Raw genomic sequence first — 22,767 nt, 5'->3', positions numbered from 1 at the left:
GGTGGCCCGAACCGGTGGGCAGGCGGCCTGTCTGCCCACCGGTTCGCAAGGAGAGCCACGCGCTCGGCCCGTCGCCGCCCTCAGCGGCGACGGAGGTCCCCGTACTCCGGTGCATCGTTCTGCTGGTCGGGTACGCCGCCGAGTACCGTGCCCCGGTTCACCAGCTCGACCGAGTCGGGGCCCACACCCTTCTCCTCGGCGCTGACCGCGAGCGTGACGGTGTTCTCCCCGTTCTTGTCGAGGAAGCCCGACGGGATGACGAACTCCTTCTGTGGTCCCACGTTGTTGACGTACTGGCCGGTGTTCCAGCCGTTCACGAAGATCTGCACGCGGTACGGGTCCCGGCGCGCACTGTCGTCGCCGATCCGCAGGCCGATCGCGGTGTCCTGCCCCTCCGGCAGGTTCAGCTGCGCCGTGGTGCGGTAGAAGCGGACCCCGGCCCGCTCGCTCTTGAACGAACGGGTGCTGTTCCAGGAGGAGTCCGGTGCGCCGGGCAGGTGCCAGCCCCGGCGCTCTCCGTACAGGCCGCCGTTGTTGTAGATGCCACGGGCGGTGTCGACCGGGACGGGTCCGCCCGCCGCGCCCTGGATGCGCCAACTCACCTTGCCCGAGCCGGGGATGTCCACGTCGGCGAGCCCGCGGCCGGTCTTGGAACGGCCGTCGGACGACCAGTCCTCGTAGTGGCCCATGTTGCGGACGAGGACGGACAGGACGGCGGGCTCGCCCGCTTCGGCGATGCCGTCCGGCACGGCGTGGACGGCGGTGCCGTCGCCCTGCCGGCCCAGGTAGTGGCCGTTCAGCCAGACCATGGCATGGCCTGCGGTGCCGGTCTTCGCGTGGACCGTGACGCTCTCGCTCGCCGCGTCGGGTGTGTAGCGGCCCCGGTACCAGGTGTCGCCCTCGTGGAAGCCGTACTCGTCGGTGTCGAGTACGACGCCCTGGACCTCGCCGGGTCCGTGCTGCGGGTTGTCGGCGCTGGTCTTGTCGGCCTCGGTCCAGGCCGAGTCGTCGTAGTCCGCGAGCCGTTCGGGGTCGGAGTCGTGGGAGCGCCAGTCCTCCAGGCCGGGCAGCGACACGTCCCGGGCCCCGGGCAGGGTGGCGACGAGCGCGCCCGCCTTGTCGCGGGTGGCGTCGACCTGGCCGCCGTTCCAGGTCAGGGTGTCGACCTGCTTCGGGGCGAACACACGCAGCTCCGTGGGCTTCCGGGTGTCTCCGGTGAGGTCGAGCCGCCCGCCCTCGACACGGGCGGTACGCGCCAACTCCGGCCCGGACACGAGGACTTGGCCGGAGCTGGAGTCCAGCTGCCAGGTGGTGGCCACCGAGGAGCGGTCCGTGATCAGGACGGTCAGCTCCTTGCCGTCGCCCTCGATCTTGAGCGTACGGGTGCCGTCGTGCGCGTAGTTGAGCCGCAGGTCCTTGCGTTCTTCGTCCCAGGCGACGTCGACCGGGGCGCCGTCGGCTGTGGTGACCTTCGGCTCGGTCGCGTAGCGCAGTACCGTCTCGCCGTCCTCACCGGCGGCGCCGTCGAGGACGAGGAGGTCGCCGCCTGCGTCCAGGTGGGTCAGCAGCTGCGAAGTGGAGTAGACGAGACGGTGCGGGCCGAAGGCGTAGTCGGCGACGAGTGACTTGGCGTCCCGCCCGGCCACGCGGATCGAGGTGCCCTGCTTCTGCGGGACGCGCGGATAGCCGACAGCCGACGGCTCGACGCGGGAGCCTCCCTCATCAGCGGTCGCCCCGGCCGGCGCGGGCGGTGCGGCCAGGTCGAGCGGGAAGCTCACCTCGCTGGTCGAGGTGTCGTTGGAGTCCGGGTGCCGCAGCGTGATCAGCCGCATGCCGTTGCCGGAGACGGAGGTCTCCTGCGCGTTCTCCGTGGACAGCCGCTGTTGCGCCTTGACCGGGCCGCCGCCCGTGGCCGTGGTCTCCGGCGCGGTGACGTTCTGCGCCGACGCGAGGGGTTTCACCGCGTTCTGCAGGTAGCCGAACTCCTTGTGCACGGCGAGCTTGGGACGCATCCGCCGGTCCTCGGAGATCGGCGCACCGTAGTCGTACGAGGTGAAGCCGGAGCCGGGGTCGCCGGTCCAGCCCCAGTTCGTGCCGCCGTACTCCATATAGGAGTTGAACATCGTCACGCCGTTGGCGAGGTTGTTCACCGCGAACTGGCGGGTGAACGCCTCGTCGGCGAACTTCGCGCACTCGGACGTCTGGAAGTCCCGGCCCCACGCGGTGAACGCCCCGCCCTGTCCCTCCGCGATGAAGACGGGCGTCTTCGGCGAATAGCTCCGGATGCGGGACTCGAAGTCCTTCAACCCGCCGCGGGAGCCCGCGCAGTCGAAACCCAGCGGGTAGGTGTCGAAGGCGTAGAGGTCGAGCTTGGAGCCGCCGGGCCCGCCGGGCACGTTCCAGCCGTGGCCGTCGCCCCAGTCGTTGTGGAAGAGCGGTACGTCGATGCCGTGCTCCTCGACGGCGCTCTGGAGTTTCTCGATGTACTCGATGTGCTTGGGCGCGTTGTCGATCTGCTCGTTCTCGACCTGGTACGCGATGACACTGCCGCCGCCGTCGGTGATCTGGTGTCTGCCGATGATGCGGTTGACCGCCTTCAGCCACTCCAGGTCGGCCGCGAGGTTCTGCGGATCCGCGGTGCGTTCCTCACCGCCGTGGTTGGTCATGTAGGCGGGCAGGCCGCCCATGCTCGCCTCGGCGTTGATGTACGGGCCGGGGCGGGCGATGACGTACAGGCCTTCCTCCTCGGCCATGGTGAGGAGCCGGTCGATGTCGCGGATGCCTTCGAAGTCATAGCTGCCGGGCTTGCTGGAGTGGTAGCCCCAGAAGAAGTACAGCGACACGGCGTTGAAGCCCGAGGCCTTCAACTTCTGCAGGACGTCCCGCCATTGGTGCGGGCTCGGCAGCCGCCAGTAGTGGAACTCGCCGGACCAGACGGCCAGTCGCTCGCCGTCGATCTTGAGGGACTTGTGGTCCCAGGTCACCCGGTGCGGTTTGCCGTCGTTGCCCGGGAAGGCGACCGGGTCGGCCGCGGTGCTCGCGGCCTGCTCGACGGGCGACGACGGGCCGGCGGCCACGGGGGCGCCGTGCGGGAGGGCCGTGAGCCCCAGGGCCAGTGCGAGGGCGGCGGCCGTCCGGTGCGCGGCGAGGACGGTGGCGGTCCGGGATGAACGGCGACCTCGGGGGCCGCGGGGCCGGGATGACGGGTTCATGGGCGGATGCCTTTCGATGACACGCGGTCAAGGAGCGTCTCTGCGGGGGCGTGCGGCTGTACCGGGGCATGGGTCGGGGCCTGCCCCATGCCGCATCCGGGACGGGCTAGGGGGTGTTGGCCAGCGTAGGGACCACCGGAACAGAGGTCTAGACCCCAGACGTCTTATGTCTCACGGCGCATCCCTCCAACACCGTGAGAACAAAGGGCAGTTGAGGGTTCAGCCGGTTGCGTCCACGCGCCCAGGGACGACCCGGATCACCGTGGGGTCAGACCTGTGCCCTCACGTGGGCGGTGTCCAACCGGGGGCGACGGCGGACCATGCGCGTTCCCACTCCTGCATGCGGTGCCGGTCAAGGAAGCGGCCGAACACGGTGTGGATCACGACGCCGGACAGCACCACCGCTCCCCCGGCGCCGGCGGCCCAACTCACCGCGCGCAGGCGGATCTCCCCCGAGTCGAGCGGCGGTTCGGTGATCGTGCCGGTCGCGTCGCTCCACACCTGGACCGTGCTGTCGGCGACCGCGCCCGGATGTGCGTGTGCCGTGCCTGTGCTCGGCGTGCCGTCGGGCGCGACAAACCGAACCTTCACCGGGTAGCGGACGTGCTGGGCCTCTTCCGATCCGGGTTCGAGGTGCCGTGGAGCGTCCCGGAGGAGGACGGCCGTCGTGCGATGTCCGGTACGCGTCTGCTCCTCGGCGGTCTTCCGCAGGGAGTCGTGGACGGTCCCGCCGACCAGTGCCGCCGACAGCGGGGCCAGGGTCAGTACGGCCACCGACAGGGCTCGGCCGACCCGCGCCTGGATCCGGTCCGAGCGGCGTCGCAGGGGGCTGGGCGGGCGGCGGGAGAAGTTCCAGAGGCGTGTCATGGCACTGTGGCGCCGCGGCGACCGGTGGCCGACTGGAGCAGGCGTGCGGCTCCGCGCAGGGCGGCGGTGTGGGGTGCGGCGACCGGGCGGACGTCGGTGTCAAGGCGGCTCGCGATGTCGTAGACGCAGGCGGGGCGCAGCGCGCCGCCGCCGGCGAGCAGGACCCCTTGCTGCAGTGCGTTGAGGGTCTGCCCGGTCCGGTCGCGCCGCAGCATGTCGGTCACCATCGACGCGACCGACCGGCCGAGGTCGCGCTCGGTGGTCGAACCGTCGAGGTCGATGGTGCCCAGCGCGGTGTGGTAGGCGTCGGCCACCGCGCCGTCGATCAGCAGCGCCACTTCGGTGAGGTGGGCGCCGATGTCCACGACGAGCAGGGGCCCTGTGGTGTCGCCGCGGGCGGCGATGGCGACGGCCTTGGGACCGGGGACGGTCAGGACGCCGCGCGGGCGCAGCACCTCCATCGCCGTGCGCAGTGCGCTGCGGTGGTTCGGGCCGCCCAGGACCGGCGTGGTGAGGACGATGACGGGCCGTCTGAAGCGCGGCAGGTGGCGGCCCAGCAGGCGGTCGATCATCCGGGACGTCCCTTCGGGGTCGACGACGGTGCCGCGCTGGATGGGGTGGATCGCTCCGGCGCCGGGGAAGGTCACGGTCGGCACGTCGAAGATGACGCCGCGGCCCGGCGCCCACGCGCGCGTGCGCGCGCTGCCGAGGTCGAGGGCGAACCCGGGCCGTGGCCGGCCGCCCGGCCACGCGCTGTGGCGTCGGCCGGGCTGGAGGCGAACATCGTGGAGGGTCACCGGTCGGCGCCCCTGACCTGGTGGCAGGGTCCGCAGAAGCGGGCCTGCGGCACCACCTGCAGTCGCTCCACCGCGATGGGCCGCTCGCACCGGTGGCAGGTTCCGTACGTGCCTTGGTCCATCCGCTCCAGGGCCGCTTCCACATCGGCCAGGACCATGCGCGCGGACGCGGTCAGCTTGATGTGCACCTCCCGTTGGGACGCCGACCGCTGCTGCCGCACCCGTACCGCCCGGTCGGTGGCAGGCTCCGAGAACCGCCGGAGCTGCTCAAGGCGGAACTGCCGTTGCTCCCGCAGGCTCGCGCGCAGCGCGCCGAGGTTCTCGGCGGACAGCCCGGCGTCGCCGACGATCTGATGGCTCATGACTCACTCTCCGCAAAAGAGCACGGGGACTTCCGGGAACACACTTCGTCCGGACGGCCAGGACAGGGTGGTGCGTTCGACGTCAGGTCATGCACTGCTGGCAGCCGACGCAGGCACGGACGTACGGCAGGATCTCCAGCCGCTCGATCGGGATGGGCTTGGCACAGCGCAGGCAGTCCCCGTAGGTGCCCTGCTCCAGACGGTCGAAGGCCGCGTCGATCTCCTTCAGCACGTCCCTGATGGACGTCGTCTGCGCGCTCAGCACGCTGTCGGCCACCGCCGAGCTGCCGGCCTCCTCGATCGCCTGCAGCTGGGTGAGGCGGGAGTCCCGCTCCTGCTGAAGCCGCTGGCGGGCCTCGTACGCGGTGAGACGTTCCGGCCGGGATTCCGGGCGGGTGGTGTCGAGAGGCATCTGACGCTCTTTCCTGAAGCAGGCCGTGGCCTGGTCTCCTCGGCCCGAGGGCCGGTGATTCACGTCCCCAACGCTGCTCGTGCGGCCGAGCGGAAGCCATAGGTCCGGGCACCCATTTCCGGCCGGGCCGATGGTGTACGCGGACGTGTCGGACGCTGCTCCGCGGCGCGGTGGATGGGGTCGGCGGCCCCTCGACTGCGGCGGCCCGCGGGGACAGGCTGGGGCCGTACCGCCTGAGGCCCCGCCTTCTCGCGCGAGTCCGTGTGCGGTGCCTCGGGCTCCGGCCGAGCAGGGCTGTGAAGGTTCCGTCGGCGGCTGGCGGATGATGGTGGTTCCCGGCGTAGATGGAGGTTCCGAGCAAGGTGTCATTGTTCTGGCGGATTTTCGGGCTCAACGCCCTGGTGCTCGGGGCGGCGACCGCACTGCTGCTCTGGGCGCCTGTGACGGTGTCGGTGCCCGTGTTGATCACCGAGGCCGTCATCCTGGTGGCGGGCCTGGGCGTCATGCTGATCGCCAATGCTGCGCTGCTGCGCATCGGGCTGGCGCCACTGGACCGGCTGACGCGGTTGATGACCACGGTCGACCTGTTGCGCCCGGGACAGCGGCTTGAGGTCTCCGGTCACGGCGGGGTCGCCCACCTGATCCGTACGTTCAACGACATGCTGGAGCGGCTGGAGACGGAGCGCGCGACGAGCAATGCCCGCGCCCTGTCCGCCCAGGAGTCCGAGCGCCGCCGCATCGCCCAGGAGCTGCACGACGAGGTGGGCCAGAGCATGACCGCGGTGCTGCTCGGCCTGAAGCAGATCGCGGACCAGGCCGGGGCCGATCTGACCGCCGAGATCCAGCAGGCGCAGGAGACCACTCGGCAGAGTCTGGACGAGGTCCGGCGCCTCGCCCGCCGGCTGCGGCCGGGGGTGCTCGAGGACCTCGGTCTGGTCAGCGCTCTGACGTCGTTGACCGCCGACTTCGCCAGGCACACCGGTCTGAAGGTGGTGGGGCGGTTCGACGGAGACCTGCCGCAGCTGGACCGGGACACGGAGCTGGTGCTGTACCGCGTCGCGCAGGAGGGCCTGACGAACGCCGTCCGGCACGCCGACGCCGCGCATGTCGAACTGACCCTGCGCCGCACCCCGCGCGCCGTCGTCCTCCGCATCGACGACGACGGCCGTGGCCTCGGCATCGGCCGTGAGGGCGCCGGGATCCGCGGCATGCGCGAACGCGCGCTGCTCGCCGGAGCGACGCTGGACATCGGCTCGGGCCGGACGGGTGGCACCCGGGTCTCGCTGTCCCTGCCGACCGCCGAGCAGGGAGCCTGACCATGGCCGACTCTCCCGCGATCCGGATTCTGCTGGCCGACGACCACGCCCTGGTGCGTCGGGGCGTCCGGCTCATCCTCGACGGCGAACCGGACCTCGAGGTCGTCGCCGAGGCCGGCGACGGTGCCGAGGCCGTCGCACTGGCTCGTACCCACGACATCGACCTGGCCGTTTTCGACGTCGCGATGCCCCGGATGACAGGGCTGCAGGCGGCACGCGAGCTGTCCGCGCTGCGCCCCGGACTGCGCATCCTGATGCTGACCATGTACGACAACGAGCAGTACTTCTTCCAGGCTCTCAAGGCCGGCGCCTGCGGCTACGTCCTGAAGTCGGTCGCCGACCGCGACCTGGTGGCCGCGTGTCACGCCGCCATGCGCAACGAACCGTTCCTCTATCCCGGTGCCGTGACCGCACTGATCCGCAACTATCTGGACCGGGCCCGGCAGGGCGAGGACACGGCCGAGCAGCTCATCACCGCTCGCGAGGAGGAGGTGCTCAAGCTCATCGCCGAGGGCCACTCCTCCAAGGAGATCGCCGAGACGCTCTACATCAGCGTGAAGACGGTGCAGCGGCACCGCGCCAACCTGCTGCACAAGCTCGGCCTGCGCGACCGTCTGGAGCTGACCCGCTATGCCATCCGCGTCGGCCTGATCGAACCCTGACCGGGAGCCTGGGCGGAGAGCCGGTACGTACGCTCGGATCCCCGCCGGTCTCCGCGGGTCGCGCGGTCAGCGGCGGGGACGCCGAGCTCAGCCGAGCCGGTCGGACGTGGTCACCGTGACGAGCGGCGAGAGCTGCCCGAGCAGCACCAGTGCCTGCTCGTGGAGGGCGACCGACGCTCCCGCGCACGCGTCCGCCACCACGGTCACGCCACGGCCGGCGTCCGCCGCGGCGAAGGCCGTGCCGAAAACGCAGCACTCGGTGGCCACACCGCACATGACGAGCGGGGCGTCCCCCACGATGCCTTCGAGTTCAGGACCCCACTTGGAGAACGTCGGCAGGGTCACGACCGGCGCCTTCTCGGGGACGGGCAACGTCAACGCCCAGGCCGGGTCCGTCTCGGGCAGCCGGAACGAGGGCCAGTGGTCGTAGTACGCCGCCCACGCCCGGTCCTCGCGCGGGTCGCGGACGAACCTGGTCCACACGACACGGTCCCCGAAGCTGTCGGCGAGTTTCGACACCACTGGCTCGATCGACCGGTACCCCTCCACCGCCCAGCCGGAGGACGGCTCCCTGAACGCCTCCTGCATATCGATCACGACCAACCACGGCTCCCGCGCGTTCACTTGGCCTCCATCGCGTCCACGGCCTCATCGGACGGCGCCGGTGCGGCGACCCGGCGCCCGGTGCGCCAGAGCGTGGGCAGGCGGTACGTGGCGAACCAGGTCACCGCGGCTGCCGTGAAGCCGACGAGCATGCTCCAGTCACCGCCCCCGAAATCGTCCGCCAGCGGACCGGTGTAGAGCGAGGACTGCCAGAACGGGACCGATGCCGCGACGCCCGCCGCCCACGCCACGAAACCCCACTCCAAGAGGCGTGTGCGGTCGAAGAGTTCCGGGATCCGGCTCTTGTCCTTGCGGCCCCCGACCGCGTAGTCAAGCAGCACCACCGTGACGTACGGCGCGATGAAGTACGAGGTCAGGTTGAGGAACACGGTGAACTTGTCGTAGACCCCCGCCTCCGCCCACAGGCTCACTCCGAAGGAGGCCAGGCAGATGCAGACGACGGCCTGGACGCGACTGACGGGCAGGCCGAGCGTCTGCAGCGAGATCGCACCGCCGTACACGTTGAGGAAGTTCTGGGAGAGCGACGAGAGCAGGATCGCGAGGAGCGCGGGTACCGCCCACGGGCCGGTCAGCTCCTTGACGGCGGCGATCGGGTCGGTCTCGGTCGCGGCCCCGGCCACCACCGCCCCGGCGATCCCGAGCCAGGCCAGGGTGACGAAGTTGCCCAGGCCCGTGTACCAGCCGGCTCGCATGCTCACGGCGCGGTCGTCGGGCAGATAGCGGGAGTAGTCGGAGGCGAACGGCGTCCACGCCACCAGGAAGGCCAGGAACCAGCCGAACAGGGTGACCCACCCGCCGAACGAGCCGATGTAGCCACCCGCCGCCGGGTTGGCGTCCAGCGACGACGATCCGCGGACGACGGCCACCACGGTCATGATCGTGAAGAGCACCACGAGGACGTACGACAGCACCTTCTGCAGCAGGTGGATCATGTTGTAGCCGAAGACCGCGACCAACAGCTGCACGCCCACAAGACCGGCCGCCGAGACCACGAACGGCAGGCCGGTGATCTCACCGAGCGCCTTTCCTCCGAGGATCACGGTCAGAGCCGCCCAGCCGATGCCGGCGAAGACGTTGATGTAGGCCACCGGGAGCATGTTGCCGACGAAGCCGAGGGGGCCGCGGGCCTGCATCTGCTGGGCGACGCCCAAGCGGACGCCCATCCGGGAGAGGACGCCCATCAGGACGGACCCCACACCGGCGCCGGCGACCACGGCGGTCACCGCCTGCCAGAGGCTGAGCCCGAACCAGGCGGCGCTGAAACCCAGCACCATGATGGGAAAGTTCAGCCCGGCCGCGAACCAGACGTAGAACTGCGAGATGGGCCGTCCATGGCGCTCGACGTCGGGTATGTGGTCGATTCCGTAGGGTTCGACCGTCGCGATGCTGTCGCGGTAGCCGCAGTCCGCGGCCTCGCCACCGGTACTCGCTGATTCGGAGATGTGACGCACGTAGCAGCTCCCGTCAAAGGTTCTTGTATGCCGGTATCCAGTGCTGAATTGCCTTATGTCCCCGGCGGATTCGCAGCGAGCGACGTTCTGCTACGGCGGGAATTCGGGCAGCCTCGTACCGGGCAAGAGGTCAAGTGATCGGCGAGGCGCGGGCACCCGACGTCCCGCATCGGGTCTGTTGCTCTCGCGTGGTGCGCCCTGCGTCAGGGCGATGGGCCCTGAATCAGGAACGGGCCGTGCCGGACCTGTCGTTCGAGTCGCCGATGGGCAGCCTCGCCAGCAGCGCACGTCGGCTGGCCCGGACATGCTCACGCATCACGTGCTCGGCGGTGTCGCCGTCCTTCTCCAGGATCAGCTCCAGGACGAGGTGGTGTTCGCGGTCCGACTGGAGGGCGCGGCCCGGCTGGCTGAGCGAGGTGTTCACAAGGCGGGGGTAGGCAAGCTGGTTCATCAGCATCCGGTAGTGGGCCCCCAGCTTGCTGTTGTCCGCGCCGGCGATCAGCAGGTCGTGGAACTCCTGGACCAGTTCCGCGTACCTTTCCCGGTCGTCTCGCTTGACCGCTTCATCGGCCTCGCGCAGGTTTCGTTCAAGCATGTCGATCTCCGCGACGCGGCCGCGCTGGGCGAGCAGGCGGGCGGCGGCCCCCTCGAGGAGTTCCTTCATCTCGAAGAGTTCCGTGATCTCGCGGCGGGAGGGGGTGGTGACGAACGTTCCGACGCGGGGCCGGATCTCGACCAGCCCTTCGGTCTGCAGCTGCTTGAGGGCTTCGCGCACCGGCGTACGGCTGACGCCGAACTCGTCCGCGAGAGCGAGCTCGGAGAGCGGAGCCCCGGGTTCGATATCGCCCTTGATGATGCGCCTGCGCATTTCGGCGATCACCGTGGCCTGCATCGACCCTCCCCCAGCCTGCGGCCGGGGGGACCCCCACTTCGGTTCGCTCTTTGCGCGATCCACCGAGTACCCCTTCATCTCCAGTGCCGCCCGCCGGGTCATCCCAGCGGCGCGAGTGCGCCACCGTCGTAGAACTTACCCGCGCTGTAGACCATCGCGGGCAGCTCCGTCACGGAGGCGTGCACCACCCGGCAGATGAACACGGTATGGGTGCTGGCCTGCAGCCGTTCGCGGATCTCGGCCTCCATCCGCGCGCTGCTCCGGGCGATCAGCGGACTGCCGAACGGTCCGCTCTCCCAGTCCAGGTCCCTGAACTTGTCGTCGGACTTGCCCGCGAACGTGCCGACGACGTCGAGCTGATCCGTCGACAGGATGTTGATCGCGAGGTGGCCGGCGCGGAACAGGCAGTCGTGGGTGGACGAGGTGCGCTGGACGCACACCATCACGGTCGCGGGGTCGAGCGAGATGCTGGAGAAGGCGTTGACCGCGAGGCCTCGCGGGGTGTCCCCGTCCATCGCGGTGACGACCGTGACGCCGGTGACGAACTGCCGGTTGACCTGCTTCATCACGTCGACGTCGGGCTTCGTGGCAAGTGCGGTCATGGTGGTGCTCCTTGTCGTTCCGGTCTTGCCGTTTCGCTGGTCGTGCGGGTGTGGTCGGCCCTGTCGGGCGGGGGTGCCGTCGTCGTCCGGCACAGCTCAGTCCTGTCCTACGGAGATGATGCCGAGGGCCGAGAGCAGCGCTCGCGGGTCCCAGGTGACGTGCTCCTCGGCGATCAGGTCGCCGTCGAAGCGGGCGAAGGTGGCGCCGCTGACGTCGACGCGGCGGCGGGTGGCGGGGACGCCGAGGAAGGAGTGCAGGTGGGTGCCGCTGCTGTGCCAGCGGATCGCGGCGCGGTCGCCGTCGACGACGATGTCGTCGATGGTCGTGGTCAGGTCGGGGAACGCCGCCCGGGTGGAGACGATCGCGGCCTTGAACGCGGTCAGGTTCTGCGGCTGCGGGTCCGAGCCGTGCCGGAGGTAGCCGGGGCCGAGGAGGGTGTCGAGTGCGTCGACGTCGCCCTCGCCCCAGGTCGTCCGCCACACCTTCTCGATGAGCAGGCGGCGGGCTTCAGCGTGCGACATGGGTCATTCCCTTTCGGTCGGCGCCCAGTTCCTTCCAGAAGGACACCGCCAGGCCGACGATGATCACGAGGAAGGGCAGGGACGTCACGATGACGGTGTTCTGCAGGGCGTTCAGTCCGCCCGCGAGCATGAGGACGATGGCGGTGACGCCGGTGAGCACGCCCCACAGGACGAGCACGGGGCGGCGCGGGGTGAGCGAGCCGTCCGAGGTCATCATGGAGAGGACGTACGTGTTGGCGTCGGCGCCGGAGACGAAGAACATCACGACCAGGAGGATCGCGATCGCCGAGGTGACCGAGGCGAACGGGAAGTGGTCGAGCGTGGCGAAGAACGCGCTGTTGATGTCAGCCGCGGTCTGCTCGGCGATGTCGCCGCCCTCGAAGAGGTCGAGGTGGATGGCCGTACCGCCGAAGACCGTGAACCAGGCGAAGAACACGGCGCTCGGCACGGCCAGGACGCCGACGATGAAGCCGCGGATGGTGCGGCCGCGCGAGATGCGGGCGAGGAAGACGCCGACGAAGGCGCCCCATGAGACCCACCAGGCCATCATGAAGTAGGTCCAGAGCTGCATCCATTCAAGCCCGCCGAAGGCGGTGCCCTGCAGGCTCATCCGGAAGAAGTCGGTGGCCCAGCGGCCCACGGACTCGATGTACAGGTTCGCGAGGAACACCGTCGGGCCGACCACCAGCATGAACACGAACAGGCCGGCGGCGAGCAGTGAACTGCCCTGGCTGAGCAGCCTGATGCCCTTGCTGACGCCGGTCACCGCGGACAGCGTGAACAGCGTGGTGACGGCGGCGATGATGAGCACCTGGGTCACCGAATCGACCGGGATGCCGAACAGCGTGCCCAGGCCGTTGTTGATCTGGAGGGCGCCCAGGCCGAGCGAGGTCGTGGTGCCGAAGAGCGTCGCGAACACGGCGAGCACGTCGATCGCCTTGCCCACCGGGCCGTTGACGCGGTCGCCGAGCAGCAGCACGAACAACTGGCTGACCAGGGTGCGCCGTTGCTTACGGTGCGTCGAGTACGCGATGGCGAGGCCGAAGACCGCGAAGATCGCCCAGGCGTGCAGGCCCCAGTCGAAGTAGGAGTACTGCAGGGCGCGCACCGCCGCCGACGGTGTGCCGGGCTCGGCGAGCCCGTGCGGCGGGGTGGAGAGGTGCGAGATCGGCTCGGCGACGCCGTACGAGATGAGGCCGATGCCCATGACGGCGCTGAGGATCATCGCGATCCAGGCCGGCGTGGAGAACTCGGGGCGGTCGGCGTCTTTCCCGAGCCGGATGCCGCCGGCGGGGCTGAACGCGAGGAACACCAGGAACAGCAGGATGACGAGGGTGACCAGCAGATAGGTCCAGCCGAAGGTGCCCGTGACCCAGTTCAGGGAGGCGGTGGTGACCTTGTTCAGGTTGTCCGTGAAGAGCACCGCCCAGGCCACGACGACGACGGACAGGCCGATCGAGGCCCAGAAAACGGAACCGAGCCGGCCGCCGTTCTCACGGTCGGCGTCGGGGTCGGTGGCGGCGGGGCTGCGGGCGGCGTCCGCGGTGTCTGCGGCAGTGCTCCCCGGCGACGTGGCGGAGGTCGTCTCCGCGTCTGCTCGAAGGTGGCTGGCCATGAAACTCCTTGAGTACGCGGGGCCAACAGGCCACCGGCGTTGGCATGCAAGAAGCAGTAAGGCATGCCACACGTGGAGCGTCAAGGGGTCGACGTCATCGAAGCGCGAAGTCCTCTCCAGGAAGGGTTAAGCAGCAGTTCAGCGGAGTATTGAAGGTGCGTTTACGGGGATTCCCGAGCGGCCGGGGAATTCATCGAGGGCATCCTCTTGACCGACGCTTCACGGGATGTCTAACGTCCTGTGGCATGCAAGAGAGCATCCAGGATCGTCTGGATCCTTCCGATCCGTCCGTCCTCTCCGATCCCGCCGGCCCCTCTGCTCCCTCCGTCCTCCCCGACGCGGGCATCGGCCTCCGCAAGCTCGTGCTGCATCAGGAGGTCGTCCTCACCGAGGCGGGCGAGGCGCCCGCGCGGCCGGCCCGGCGGGCCAGCGTCGCCGCCGTCATCCGGAATCCCTGGGCGGGCTCCGGGCCGGGCACCGACCTGACGGCCGAGCAGCTGCGCATCGCCCCTGCGCTCGCGAAGCTGCTCACGGACCGCCTCGTCGGCACGCTGGGCGGTGTCGACGCCGTCGAGGCGTTCGGCAAGGCCGCCGTCGTCGGCACGGCGGGCGAGATCGAGCACGCCGGGGCCCTCATCCACACGCCGTACTTCGGCAATCTCGTCCGCGAGTACCTGCGCGGCGAGTCGATCATCTGCTTCGCCGACACCCGCGCCGAGGCGGGCGAGACGCTGATCGTCCCGCTCTGGCACAAGACCCACGCCGCGACCCGCAGCCACTACCAGACCTTCGGCGCGCGGGTGCCCGACGCCCCGCGCGCCGACGAGCTCGTCGTCATCGCGGCCGCGTCCACCGGCCCGCGTCCGCACCCCCGTATCGGGGACCGCCTGACCGACCCCGTCGTCACCACCGAAACCCTGGAGGCACTTCCCTCATGAACGTGCGCAAGATCGTGACCCTCGTCGAGGAGATCCGCAGCGAGGGCGGCCGCCCGGTCAGCCCGCCCGCCCGCGTCGCCGTCGTCGCGGCCGTGATCGAGAACCCGTGGGCCGGAGAGGGCTTCGTCGAGGACCTGGGGCCCGGCATCGAAGCCACCGCCTCCGATGTCGGCGCCCTGCTCGCCCCCGAGGTGCTCGACGCCCTGCAGGCCCCCGCCGAGGCGTACGGCAAGGCCGCGATCGTCGGCCTGGACGGCGAGGTCGAGCACGGTTCGGCGCTGATCCACACGCTGAAGTTCGGCGACCACTTCCGCAAGGCCGCGAACGCCACCACACTGCTGCCCGCCGTGGAGAAGCGCGGACCGGCCGGCGTGGTCTTCGACATCCCCCTGAAGCACATCACCGACGCCACGATCCGCTCGCACCACCAGACCACCGAGGTCCGGATCGCCGACGCCCCGCACCCGAACGAGATCGTCATCGCGCTCGCCGCCGCCGCCCAGGGGCGCCCGCAGCAGCGTCTGGCGCCGCTCTCCACCGAACAGTAGGCACGTATGACCAGACCGCCCCTGGTGCTGCTGCACGGTGTCGGGCTCGACCGCACCATGTGGGAGCCTGCCGCCGCGCTCCTCGCCGACCGCTTCACCGTGATCGCCCCCGACCTGCCGGGCCACGGCACCCGCCCGCCGGTGCACGACGGGGTGGCGCTCGCCGGCCTGGCCGACGGCGTGGCCGGTGAGATCCCCGTCGGCGCGCACCTGGTCGGGTTCTCGCTCGGCGCGCTCGTCGCACAGCAACTGGCCCTGCACCGGCCCGAGTTGGTCGGCACCCTCACCTCGGTCAGCTCCGTATGCGCGCGGACGGCCGAGGAGCGCGCGTCCGTCCTCGGCCGGCTGCGCGCCGCCGAGGCGGACTTCGCGGCGAGCGCGGCCGCCTCCCTGCAGCGGTGGTACGCGGGCACGGACGTCGACGCCGACCGGATCGCCCGTACGGAAGCGACGCTGCTCGCCAACGACGTGCGGTCCTTCCTCGGCTGCTACCGGGTCTTCGCCACCGCGGACGCCGAACTCGCCCCGCACCTCGGCGAGATCGCCGCCCCCGCGCTCGCGGTGACGGGTGCGGACGACCCCGGTTCCACGCCCGGGATGACGCACCGGCTCGCCGCGGCGCTGCCGCACTGCCGCGCGGTCGTCGTCCCCGGGGCGCGGCACATGCTGCCCGTCGAACGCCCGCGGGCGTTCGTCGACTCCCTCACCACGTTCATCGGAGAGAGCGCACATGTCTGAACTCACCACGCTGCAGCACTTCATCGGCGGTACGTGGGTCGAGCCCGCGTCGGGCGAGTACTTCGAGTCCACCAACCCGGCGACCCTGCAGACCAACTACCGGGCGGCGCGCGGCAACCCCGCCGACGTCGACCGGGCCGTGACCGCCGCCCGGCTCGCCTTCGAGGACCCGCGCTGGCGCAACCTCAGCCAGACCAGGCGGGGACATCTGCTGCGCCGGCTCGGTGAGCTGATCGCCGAGAACGCCGAGGAACTCGCGCGGATGGAGACGCGGGACAACGGCAAGCTGCTGCGCGAGATGCGCGGCCAACTCGCCACCCTGCCCGAGTACTTCCACTACTACGCGGGCCTCGCCGACAAGATCCACGGCGATTTCATCCCCACCTCCGACCGCCAGGTCCTCAACTACACGGCCCGCGAACCCCTCGGCGTGGTCGGCGCGATCACCCCGTGGAACTCCCCGCTGACGCTCACCAGCAGCAAGCTCGCCCCGGCGCTCTGCGCGGGCAACACCGTGGTGATCAAACCCTCCGAGTACACCTCGGCGACCGTGCTCCGGCTCGCCGAACTCGCCCTGGAGGCAGGGTTCCCGCCGGGCGCCGTGAACGTCGTCACCGGCTTCGGCGCCGAGGCCGGGCAGGCCCTGGTGGACCACCGCGACCTGGCCAAGATCTCCTTCACCGGCTCCACCGCAACCGGGTCCCGGATCGCCGCGGCGACCGCGAGCCGCTTCATCGGCTCCACCCTCGAACTCGGCGGCAAGTCCCCGAACATCGTCTTCGACGACGCGAACGTCCCGAACGCGGCGATGGGCGTGGTCGCGGGCATCTTCGCCGCCGCGGGCCAGACCTGCATCGCGGGCAGCCGCGTCTTCGCGCACCGGTCGGTCCACGACGAGCTGGTCGAGCGCGTCACGGAGCGCGCCAAGGCCATCCGCATCGGCGACCCGATGGACGAGCGCACCGAACTCGGCCCGCTGGCCTTCGCCGAGCAGCGCGACAAGGTCGCCGGGTACGTCGACCTCGGCCGCGAGGAGGGCGCCCGCGTGCTGACCGGCGGCAACCCCACCGACGGCGGCCTCGGCGGCTGGTTCTACGAGCCCACCGTCCTGGTGGACGTCCACAACGACATGCGCGTCGTACGTGAGGAGATCTTCGGCCCCGTCCTCGCCGTCATGCCGTTCGACACCGAGGAGGACGCCGTCCGCCTGGCCAACGACACCGAGTACGGGCTCGCCGCCGGAGTCTGGACGCAGAACCTCGCACGGGCGCACCGCATGGCGGCCCGCCTGGACGCCGGGACGGTGTGGGTCAACACGTACCGGGCCATGTCCCCGATGTCGCCACGGCAGGGCTTCAAGGCCAGCGGCGTCGGCGTCGAGCACGGCACCGAGTCGATCAAGGAGTACACGCGGCTCAAGAGCGTCTGGATCAACACCAGCGAGGAGCCCGTGGCCGACCCGTTCACCATGCGGAGCTGACATGCCCCAGGTCGCCATCACCCTCGCCGAGGGCCGTACCCCGGCACAGATCCGGGACCTGCTGCACGAGGTGCACACCGCGGTCCTGCGCACCACCGGCGCCCGGCCCGAGCACATCCGGGTCGTCGTCCACGAAGTCCCCCGTACGCACTGGGCCACCGGCGACGTCACCATCGCCGAGCTGAACGGCCCGAGCGATCCCGCACACGAGGAGCAGTCATGAGGTTTTCGTTGTTCGTGCACATGGAGCGCTGGGACGAGGAGGTCAGCCACCGGCAGCTCTTCGAGAACCTCTCCGAACTGGCCCTGATGGCCGAGGCCGGCGGGTTCAGCACGGTGTGGATCGGCGAGCACCACGCGATGGAGTACACGATCTCCCCCAGCCCGATGCCGCTGCTCGCGCACCTGGCCGCGAAGACCTCGACGATCCGCCTCGGCGCGGGCACGATCATCGCCCCGTTCTGGCACCCGGTCCGGGCCGCCGGCGAGTGTGCGCTCCTCGACGTCATCAGCAACGGCCGGATGGAGGTCGGACTCGCCCGCGGCGCCTACCAGTTCGAGTTCGACCGCCTCGCGGAAGGCCTCTCGGCGCGCGACGGCGGCAAGCACCTGCGTGAACTCGTGCCCGCCGTAAGGGCGTTGTGGCAGGGCGACTACGCCCACGACGGCGAGATCTGGAAGTTCCCGACCTCGACGAGCGTGCCCAAGCCGGTGCAGCAGCCCACCCCGCCCATGTGGATCGCCGCCCGCGACCCCGACTCGCACGACTTCGCCGTGGCCCAGGGCTGCAACGTCATGGTCACCCCGCTGATGAAGGGCGACGAGGAAGTCGCCGCCCTCAAGGGCAAGTTCGACACCGCGGTGGCCAACCACCCGGAGGTGACCCGCCCCGACCTGATGGTCCTGCGCCACACCCACGTCCACTCTCCCGACGAGCCCGAGGGCTGGCGCCCGGCCGCGGAGGCGATCAACCGCTTCTACCGCACCTTCGACGCCTGGTTCGGCAACAGGACCACCCCGGAGAACGGCTTCCTGGAGCCGAGCCCCGAGTCGAAGTTCGCGGACCGCCCCGAGTTCGCCCCCGAGGCCCTGCACAAGACCGCGATGATCGGCACCCCGGCCGAGGTCGTCGAAAGGCTGCGCGCCTACGAGGAGATGGGCATCGACGAGTACAGCTTCTGGATCGACACCGGCCTGCCCCACGAGGAGAAGGTCAAGTCCCTTGAGCTGTTCATCAAGGAGGTCGTGCCGGCCTTCCAGTGAGCGCCGGGCAGACGGGGGCGGTTGCCGTCGGCGCCTTGCCGAAGGGCACCGACGGCTCAACCGCCCCTCACGTACTCCGAGCGCGGGCCGTGCCGAATCCCCCGTCGACAGCCCGGAGTTTCCGCCTCCAGTTCCTCAACTCTGCTTTCTGAAGGGTCTCTTGACGCTAAAACAGGCTCTTCTTACAGTGACTTGGGCATCAGACGTCAGACCTCATACATTTGGCGCTGTGCTTCCCGTACCCATGGCTGGAAGGCGAGGCAGTTGCGAAGACGATCAGTTCTGCTGGCGGCGGGTGCCCTGATGTCGTCGGTGGCGACGGCGGGACGCGCGGCGGCGGCTCAAACGGCAACGCCCGTCGTGGAGTTCGCCACCGAGACCGTCTACACCGGGCAGACCTACACGGACCTGTCCGGGCAGACGGCTGCCGTCGCAGGGCTGAAAGCCGGCACCATCCTGGTGACGTTCCGGACGACCAGCCGCGCCCAGGCAATGACCCTGGTCAGCGCGTCGGACAAGACGCAGGCCGCCGGCAACATCACGCTCAGCGTCAGCGCCGGGGTCCTGCAGTTCTCCGTACGGGACAAGGGAGTGCTCAAGCAGAACCATCTGACGCGCACCCGCTACGACGACGGCGAGTGGCACACCGCGGCCATCACCGTCGCCGACGGAGCCACGACCTTCTACGCCGACGGACAGCCCGTCCACACGACGGCCTCCGGGTACTTCTTCTCCCATGTGTCCGGGCTGACCTCGCTGAACATCGCGCGCAACGTGGACAGCGAACACCCGGGCGGCGAGTGGTTCTTCACCGGCGGTATCCGGCGTGTGGCCGTCTACGGTCACACGCTGACCGCACAGCAGATCGCCTCGCAGAGCGTCCGGACCGACCTCGCGGACTTCGGCAGAATCGCCGCGGCACTCAACTCGGACACGCCCGCCACCTGGCTCTTCACGGGTGACAGCATCACGCACGGCGCGCTGTGGACCGATGGCTGGCGCAGCTACGTCGAGCACTTCCAGGAACGAGTCCGGTGGGAGCTGGGCAAGCCCAAGAACAGCGACTTCGTCATAGACACCGGCGTCAGCGGCAGCACCACGAACGACCTGACCGCCAAGTTCGACCAGAGAGTCTCCGCCTTCTCCCCACGGGTCGTCTCTGTGATGCTCGGCACGAACGACGTCGTCACCTCGGGAATCGGTGTCGCGACGTATCGCGCGAATCTCCTCAAGCTGATCACCTCGATCCGGGGGCTGCCGGGCCGGGCCGTTCCGCTGCTGCAGACGCCCAACCCGGTCGACACCACCGTATGGCCCGCGCGTGCGGCTCTCGCCGACTACGCCCAGACCATGCGGGATGTTGCGGGCGAGCAGAACGTGGTCCTCGTCGACCACTTCGCCCAGTGGTCCGCCGACTACGGCGACACCCCGCCGGCCGGCCTGCTCGGGGACGGTCTGCATCCCGACGAGCAGGGCCATCTGGTGCTGGCCCACAAGGTGTTCAGGGACCTGCGGATCTTCGATCCGACGAGCCGCGTCTGCTCTTTGACCATTCCGTAGTTCCCGGACAGGACCGGGCGGTGAACGTCCACGTCTGAACAGCGGACGCGCCGGCCCGCTCCGGTGTGACCGGTGCTCCGTCCGCGGTGTCACCGGCTTCGCGACCCACCGCTGGTTGGCGGGCACCCTGCCAGGCCCGGCCGGTCAACTGGGTGCCACGCTCGGTGAGGTCCCGGCTCTCCGGTCTGCGCGGGGCCGCGAGGATCGGGGAGCCAGGTCGTGAGGGCCCTGAGGGCTACTCACTCGCGGAGCCCCGTCACGAACAGGCGGGTCAGCGCGGTGGGTGCCGTGATGGCGGTGCCGACGACCACGCTCGCGGCGCCCGCCGCCAGTGCCTCGGCCGCCTGCGCCGGCGTCGCGATGCGGCCCTCGGCGACGACGGGCGTGGTCAGGGCGGCAGCGAGTTCGGCGACGAGAGCCAGGTCCGGCCCGCTCTGCTGCGGACTGCCCGGTACGTATCCGGAGAGGGTCGTGGAGACGAAGTCGGCGCCGAGGCGGGCGGCTTCCCGTCCTTCGTCGTAGCTGGACACGTCGGCCATCACCAGCGCTCCGGCCTCGTGTACGGCCGTGACGAGTTCCGCGAAGGTGCTGCCGTCCGGCCGGGGCCGCGCGGTGGCGTCGGCGGCGACGACGGCGGCGCCCGCGTCGACGAGAGCGAGTGCGTGGCGCACGGTCGGTGTGATGTAGACGCCGGTGTCGCCGTCCTTCCAGAGACCGATCACCGGGAGGTCGACGGCGGCGACCGTGGCCGCGACGACCGCGGGCTCGTTGACGCGGACGGCGGCGGCACCCCCGTCCCGGGCCGCGCGGGTCATCCGCACCAGAGTGTCGACGTCCCGCATCGCGTCCCCGGGAGGCGCTTGGCAGGACACGATGAGGCGCCCCGTGAGGGCGTCGGCGAGAGAGCGGTCGGTCATCGTGGGGCTCCGGTGGTGCGGGGGTTGTGCAGGGGCAGCGTGCGGGTCAGGGCGGCGGCGCCGAGAACGGCAGCGTCGTGGCCGACGCGGGGCGGCTGGGGTCGCAACTCCCCGATCGGTGGCATGAGTTGGTCGGTGAATGCCTCGCAGAGGGCGTCCCAGTAGAGGGTGCCGATGCGGGGGACGCCGCCGGCGACGACGACCCGCTCGGGGCCGAGCGCGTTGGCCAGGCCGCCGAGGACGCGGCCGAGGGCCTGGGCGCCGAGGACGATGGCGGACAGGGCGTGCGGGTCGCCGTGGCTCGCGTACGCCGCGATCCGCTGGAGCGGGCCGGTGGCCGTTCCGGTGGTTCTGGCGTAGTGGGCCGCGATGGCTGGGCCTGCCGCGATGGCTTCGAGGTGGCCGGTGGCTCCGCAGGTGCACGGCAGGCCCGCGGCTTCGGGGCTGGGCACATGGCCGAGATGGCCGGCGATGCCCGCGGTGCCGTTCAGGATGCGGCCCGCGGCGGCGACCGCGCCGCCGACGCCGGTGCCGACCGCGACGTAGACCATCGAGCCGTCCGGCCCGTCCAGGGAGGCGAGTTCGGTGGCCGCGGCGGCCCGTACGTCGTTGTCGCAGGCGACCGGGAGACCGGTGCGGGCGGCGAGGCCCTCGGCCAGGGCGGTTCCCGCCCAGCCGCGGAGGGTGTCGGTGGCGCTGGTGACGGTGCCGGACACGGGATCGATGACCCCGGCTGCGGCGACGCCGACGGCGACCGCGTCCGGCCCGCTCACCGCATCGGCGGCGGCGGCCAGGGCGTCGAGTACGGCCTCGGGGCCTTCGGAGGCAGGCGTGGGCACGCTGCGCCGGGCGAGGAGGGATCCGTCGTCCGCCACCAGCGCCGCGTCGATCTTCGTGCCGCCCAGGTCGAGGCCGACCACCGGCCGGGGGCCCGTCATCGGGTGGGCAGCAGGCCTGCGGTCCGCAGGTGCTGCTCGACGTGTGCGACGGACTCGTCGCCCAGCTGGATCTGCGGGGCGGCGGTGGTGCCGTGGGTGAACACCCCGAGCAGCCGCAGCGCGTGCTTGAAGGCGCCGATGGCCGAGGAGTTGCGGCCCATCTCACTGTCCGGGCCCGCCTCGACGAGGCCGAACAGCTCGACAAGACGCTCCTGTTCCTTGACGGCGCTGTCCAGGTCGCCGCCGCGTACCGCGTCGTACAGCCGGACGTACCCGGCCGGGTCCACGTTGCCGAGGCCCGGGACCACGCCGTCCGCGCCCGCCAACAGGGCGGCGTCCACGGTCAGTTCGGAGCCGGTGAGGATACTGAAGGCGGGGGCGGGGCCGTCGGCGCGGCCGTGCCGGCCGCCGAGCTCGACGATGAGGCGGCGCAGGGAGCCCTCGTCGCCGCTGCTGTCCTTGAGTCCGGCGAGGGTGCCGTCCTCGGCGAGTTCGCGGACCAGGGCGGTGGGCAGCTTGCTGTGTACGGAGACGGGCAGGTCGTAGGCGTACAGCGGCAGGTCTGCTCGGTCGCGGACGGTCCGGAAGTGGCGGGCGATCTCGCGGGGGTGGGTGCGGGCGTAGAAGGGGGCGGTGGCCACGAGGCCGTCGGCGCCCAGGGCACGGGCCGCGCGGGCGTGTTCGACGACGCGCGGGGTGGTCATGTCGATGACGCCCGCGAGCACGGGAACGCGTCCCGCGGCGGCTTCGACGACGGTCTCCAGGGCCACGGCCCGCTGCCGGTCGGTGAGGAAAGCGACCTCGCTGCTGGAGCCGAGGGCGAAGAGGCCGTGCACTCCCCCGCCCACGAGGTGGTCGACGAGGCGGGCGAGGGAGGCCGTGTCGACGTCTCCCGCCGCGTCCAAGGGGGTGCAGACGGGCGGGACGACTCCGCGGAGGGGCTGGGACGAGGACATGCGAACTCCAGGTTGTGCGTGGGTGGTACGGAGGGGGCGGGGGGGGGCCCCCCCCCCGGGGGGCCGGGGGGGGGGGGGGGGGAGGGCCAATAGAG

23 protein-coding genes are annotated in these 22,767 nt (G+C 70.8%); 9 read left to right on the top strand and 14 right to left on the bottom strand.

What is annotated here, in order from left to right; genetic code table 11:
* Positions 1–80 precede the first annotated feature (80 nt).
* The 5 genes from QIS96_RS34785 to QIS96_RS34765 form a co-directional block, all read right to left on the bottom strand.
* A complete protein-coding gene (locus tag QIS96_RS34785; protein WP_282546846.1) occupies positions 81–3,212 on the bottom strand; it encodes a glycoside hydrolase family 35 protein in 3,132 nt (1,043 codons plus the stop codon).
* A gap of 282 nt (positions 3,213–3,494) precedes the next feature.
* Entirely contained in the window at positions 3,495–4,079 is a 585-nt protein-coding gene (locus tag QIS96_RS34780; RefSeq protein WP_282546845.1) for an Rv1733c family protein, read from the bottom strand.
* A complete protein-coding gene (locus QIS96_RS34775) occupies positions 4,076–4,876 on the bottom strand; it encodes a rod shape-determining protein (protein WP_282546844.1) in 801 nt (266 codons plus the stop codon). Before QIS96_RS34775 ends, QIS96_RS34780 begins: the two co-directional genes overlap by 4 nt.
* Positions 4,873–5,238, bottom strand: coding sequence for a TraR/DksA family transcriptional regulator (locus QIS96_RS34770; RefSeq protein WP_282546843.1), 366 nt, complete (start codon positions 5,236–5,238; stop codon positions 4,873–4,875). The genes QIS96_RS34775 and QIS96_RS34770 overlap by 4 nt, the downstream gene beginning before the upstream one ends.
* Positions 5,239–5,320: 82 nt before the next feature.
* Positions 5,321–5,650, bottom strand: coding sequence for a TraR/DksA family transcriptional regulator (locus QIS96_RS34765; RefSeq protein WP_282546842.1), 330 nt, complete (start codon positions 5,648–5,650; stop codon positions 5,321–5,323).
* 362 nt (positions 5,651–6,012) lie between these two features.
* On the opposite strand from QIS96_RS34765, the gene QIS96_RS34760 reads away from it, so the two are divergent.
* Positions 6,013–6,966, top strand: a complete 954-nt coding sequence (locus QIS96_RS34760) for a HAMP domain-containing sensor histidine kinase (protein WP_282546841.1) — start codon at positions 6,013–6,015, stop codon at positions 6,964–6,966.
* A 2-nt stretch (positions 6,967–6,968) separates the two neighbouring features.
* The gene (locus tag QIS96_RS34755; RefSeq protein ID WP_282546840.1) at positions 6,969–7,628 is read left to right on the top strand and encodes a response regulator; all 660 of its coding nucleotides are present in this window, start codon (positions 6,969–6,971) and stop codon (positions 7,626–7,628) included.
* A gap of 87 nt (positions 7,629–7,715) precedes the next feature.
* Here QIS96_RS34755 and QIS96_RS34750 read toward each other — a convergent pair whose 3' ends face one another.
* The 6 genes from QIS96_RS34750 to QIS96_RS34725 all read right to left on the bottom strand — a co-directional run bounded on the left by QIS96_RS34750 (position 7,716) and on the right by QIS96_RS34725 (position 13,334).
* A complete protein-coding gene (locus tag QIS96_RS34750) occupies positions 7,716–8,225 on the bottom strand; it encodes a cysteine hydrolase family protein (protein ID WP_282546839.1) in 510 nt (169 codons plus the stop codon).
* 23 nt (positions 8,226–8,248) lie between these two features.
* Positions 8,249–9,703 (bottom strand): purine-cytosine permease family protein, encoded by a 1,455-nt coding sequence (locus QIS96_RS34745; protein ID WP_282546838.1) that lies wholly within the window; start codon positions 9,701–9,703, stop codon positions 8,249–8,251.
* A 223-nt stretch (positions 9,704–9,926) separates the two neighbouring features.
* Positions 9,927–10,595: a GntR family transcriptional regulator gene (locus tag QIS96_RS34740; protein ID WP_282546837.1), complete on the bottom strand. Its 669-nt coding sequence runs from the start codon at positions 10,593–10,595 to the stop codon at positions 9,927–9,929.
* Between the two features lie 98 nt (positions 10,596–10,693).
* Positions 10,694–11,197, bottom strand: a complete 504-nt coding sequence (locus tag QIS96_RS34735; protein ID WP_282546836.1) for a flavin reductase family protein — start codon at positions 11,195–11,197, stop codon at positions 10,694–10,696.
* Positions 11,198–11,293: 96 nt separating this feature from the next.
* On the bottom strand, positions 11,294–11,719 hold the full coding sequence (locus tag QIS96_RS34730; RefSeq protein WP_282546835.1) for an ester cyclase: 426 nt from the start codon (positions 11,717–11,719) through the stop codon (positions 11,294–11,296).
* Positions 11,706–13,334 (bottom strand): BCCT family transporter, encoded by a 1,629-nt coding sequence (locus tag QIS96_RS34725; RefSeq protein ID WP_282546834.1) that lies wholly within the window; start codon positions 13,332–13,334, stop codon positions 11,706–11,708. The genes QIS96_RS34730 and QIS96_RS34725 overlap by 14 nt, the downstream gene beginning before the upstream one ends.
* Before the next feature lie 245 nt (positions 13,335–13,579).
* On the opposite strand from QIS96_RS34725, the gene QIS96_RS34720 reads away from it, so the two are divergent.
* The 7 genes from QIS96_RS34720 (at position 13,580) to QIS96_RS34690 (ending at position 19,861) form a co-directional block, all read left to right on the top strand.
* Positions 13,580–14,272 (top strand): amino acid synthesis family protein, encoded by a 693-nt coding sequence (locus tag QIS96_RS34720; RefSeq protein ID WP_282546833.1) that lies wholly within the window; start codon positions 13,580–13,582, stop codon positions 14,270–14,272.
* Entirely contained in the window at positions 14,269–14,820 is a 552-nt protein-coding gene (locus QIS96_RS34715) for an amino acid synthesis family protein (protein WP_282546832.1), read from the top strand. Before QIS96_RS34720 ends, QIS96_RS34715 begins: the two co-directional genes overlap by 4 nt.
* Before the next feature lie 6 nt (positions 14,821–14,826).
* Positions 14,827–15,558 (top strand): alpha/beta fold hydrolase, encoded by a 732-nt coding sequence (locus QIS96_RS34710; RefSeq protein ID WP_282546831.1) that lies wholly within the window; start codon positions 14,827–14,829, stop codon positions 15,556–15,558.
* Positions 15,551–17,038, top strand: coding sequence for an aldehyde dehydrogenase (locus QIS96_RS34705; protein ID WP_282546830.1), 1,488 nt, complete (start codon positions 15,551–15,553; stop codon positions 17,036–17,038). The genes QIS96_RS34710 and QIS96_RS34705 overlap by 8 nt, the downstream gene beginning before the upstream one ends.
* A gap of 1 nt (position 17,039) precedes the next feature.
* Positions 17,040–17,261, top strand: a complete 222-nt coding sequence (locus QIS96_RS34700; RefSeq protein ID WP_282546829.1) for a 2-hydroxymuconate tautomerase — start codon at positions 17,040–17,042, stop codon at positions 17,259–17,261.
* A complete protein-coding gene (locus QIS96_RS34695) occupies positions 17,258–18,301 on the top strand; it encodes an LLM class flavin-dependent oxidoreductase (RefSeq protein WP_282546828.1) in 1,044 nt (347 codons plus the stop codon). Before QIS96_RS34700 ends, QIS96_RS34695 begins: the two co-directional genes overlap by 4 nt.
* A gap of 303 nt (positions 18,302–18,604) precedes the next feature.
* Complete coding sequence (locus QIS96_RS34690; RefSeq protein ID WP_282546827.1) at positions 18,605–19,861, top strand: GDSL-type esterase/lipase family protein; 1,257 nt, start codon at positions 18,605–18,607, stop codon at positions 19,859–19,861.
* A 239-nt stretch (positions 19,862–20,100) separates the two neighbouring features.
* Here the strand turns inward: QIS96_RS34690 and QIS96_RS34685 are convergent, their stop codons facing one another.
* From QIS96_RS34685 to QIS96_RS34675, 3 genes are read right to left on the bottom strand one after another with little or no spacing between them, the layout of a single operon-like run.
* Positions 20,101–20,778 (bottom strand): N-acetylmannosamine-6-phosphate 2-epimerase, encoded by a 678-nt coding sequence (locus tag QIS96_RS34685; RefSeq protein WP_282546826.1) that lies wholly within the window; start codon positions 20,776–20,778, stop codon positions 20,101–20,103.
* Positions 20,775–21,716 (bottom strand): ROK family protein, encoded by a 942-nt coding sequence (locus QIS96_RS34680; RefSeq protein WP_282546825.1) that lies wholly within the window; start codon positions 21,714–21,716, stop codon positions 20,775–20,777. Before QIS96_RS34680 ends, QIS96_RS34685 begins: the two co-directional genes overlap by 4 nt.
* Positions 21,713–22,672 carry a dihydrodipicolinate synthase family protein gene (locus QIS96_RS34675; protein WP_282546824.1) on the bottom strand — a complete coding sequence of 320 codons (960 nt, stop codon included), beginning with the start codon at positions 22,670–22,672 and terminating at the stop codon, positions 21,713–21,715. The genes QIS96_RS34680 and QIS96_RS34675 overlap by 4 nt, the downstream gene beginning before the upstream one ends.
* Positions 22,673–22,767: the final 95 nt, after the last annotated feature.

The sequence above is a fragment of the Streptomyces cavernicola genome (assembly GCF_029968035.1).
Taxonomy (GTDB): Bacteria; Actinomycetota; Actinomycetes; order Streptomycetales; family Streptomycetaceae; genus Streptomyces; species Streptomyces cavernicola.
Note: the sequence above shows the minus strand (reverse complement) of the source record. Positions and strands in the feature narration are given on the sequence as shown.

What these genes read in the sequence shown, in the direction of transcription:
- QIS96_RS34785 (WP_282546846.1), bottom strand. Translation starts at nt 3,212, where the DNA reads ATGAACCCGTCATCCCGGCCCCGCGGCCCCCGAGGTCGCCGTTCATCC.
- QIS96_RS34780 (WP_282546845.1), bottom strand. Translation starts at nt 4,079, where the DNA reads ATGACACGCCTCTGGAACTTCTCCCGCCGCCCGCCCAGCCCCCTGCGA.
- QIS96_RS34770 (WP_282546843.1), bottom strand. Translation starts at nt 5,238, where the DNA reads ATGAGCCATCAGATCGTCGGCGACGCCGGGCTGTCCGCCGAGAACCTC.
- QIS96_RS34765 (WP_282546842.1), bottom strand. Translation starts at nt 5,650, where the DNA reads ATGCCTCTCGACACCACCCGCCCGGAATCCCGGCCGGAACGTCTCACC.
- QIS96_RS34755 (WP_282546840.1), top strand. Translation starts at nt 6,969, where the DNA reads ATGGCCGACTCTCCCGCGATCCGGATTCTGCTGGCCGACGACCACGCC.
- QIS96_RS34740 (WP_282546837.1), bottom strand. Translation starts at nt 10,595, where the DNA reads ATGCAGGCCACGGTGATCGCCGAAATGCGCAGGCGCATCATCAAGGGC.
- QIS96_RS34735 (WP_282546836.1), bottom strand. Translation starts at nt 11,197, where the DNA reads ATGACCGCACTTGCCACGAAGCCCGACGTCGACGTGATGAAGCAGGTC.
- QIS96_RS34730 (WP_282546835.1), bottom strand. Translation starts at nt 11,719, where the DNA reads ATGTCGCACGCTGAAGCCCGCCGCCTGCTCATCGAGAAGGTGTGGCGG.
- QIS96_RS34725 (WP_282546834.1), bottom strand. Translation starts at nt 13,334, where the DNA reads ATGGCCAGCCACCTTCGAGCAGACGCGGAGACGACCTCCGCCACGTCG.
- QIS96_RS34720 (WP_282546833.1), top strand. Translation starts at nt 13,580, where the DNA reads ATGCAAGAGAGCATCCAGGATCGTCTGGATCCTTCCGATCCGTCCGTC.
- QIS96_RS34715 (WP_282546832.1), top strand. Translation starts at nt 14,269, where the DNA reads ATGAACGTGCGCAAGATCGTGACCCTCGTCGAGGAGATCCGCAGCGAG.
- QIS96_RS34710 (WP_282546831.1), top strand. Translation starts at nt 14,827, where the DNA reads ATGACCAGACCGCCCCTGGTGCTGCTGCACGGTGTCGGGCTCGACCGC.
- QIS96_RS34705 (WP_282546830.1), top strand. Translation starts at nt 15,551, where the DNA reads ATGTCTGAACTCACCACGCTGCAGCACTTCATCGGCGGTACGTGGGTC.
- QIS96_RS34700 (WP_282546829.1), top strand. Translation starts at nt 17,040, where the DNA reads ATGCCCCAGGTCGCCATCACCCTCGCCGAGGGCCGTACCCCGGCACAG.
- QIS96_RS34695 (WP_282546828.1), top strand. Translation starts at nt 17,258, where the DNA reads ATGAGGTTTTCGTTGTTCGTGCACATGGAGCGCTGGGACGAGGAGGTC.
- QIS96_RS34690 (WP_282546827.1), top strand. Translation starts at nt 18,605, where the DNA reads ATGTCGTCGGTGGCGACGGCGGGACGCGCGGCGGCGGCTCAAACGGCA.
- QIS96_RS34685 (WP_282546826.1), bottom strand. Translation starts at nt 20,778, where the DNA reads ATGACCGACCGCTCTCTCGCCGACGCCCTCACGGGGCGCCTCATCGTG.
- QIS96_RS34680 (WP_282546825.1), bottom strand. Translation starts at nt 21,716, where the DNA reads ATGACGGGCCCCCGGCCGGTGGTCGGCCTCGACCTGGGCGGCACGAAG.
- QIS96_RS34675 (WP_282546824.1), bottom strand. Translation starts at nt 22,672, where the DNA reads ATGTCCTCGTCCCAGCCCCTCCGCGGAGTCGTCCCGCCCGTCTGCACC.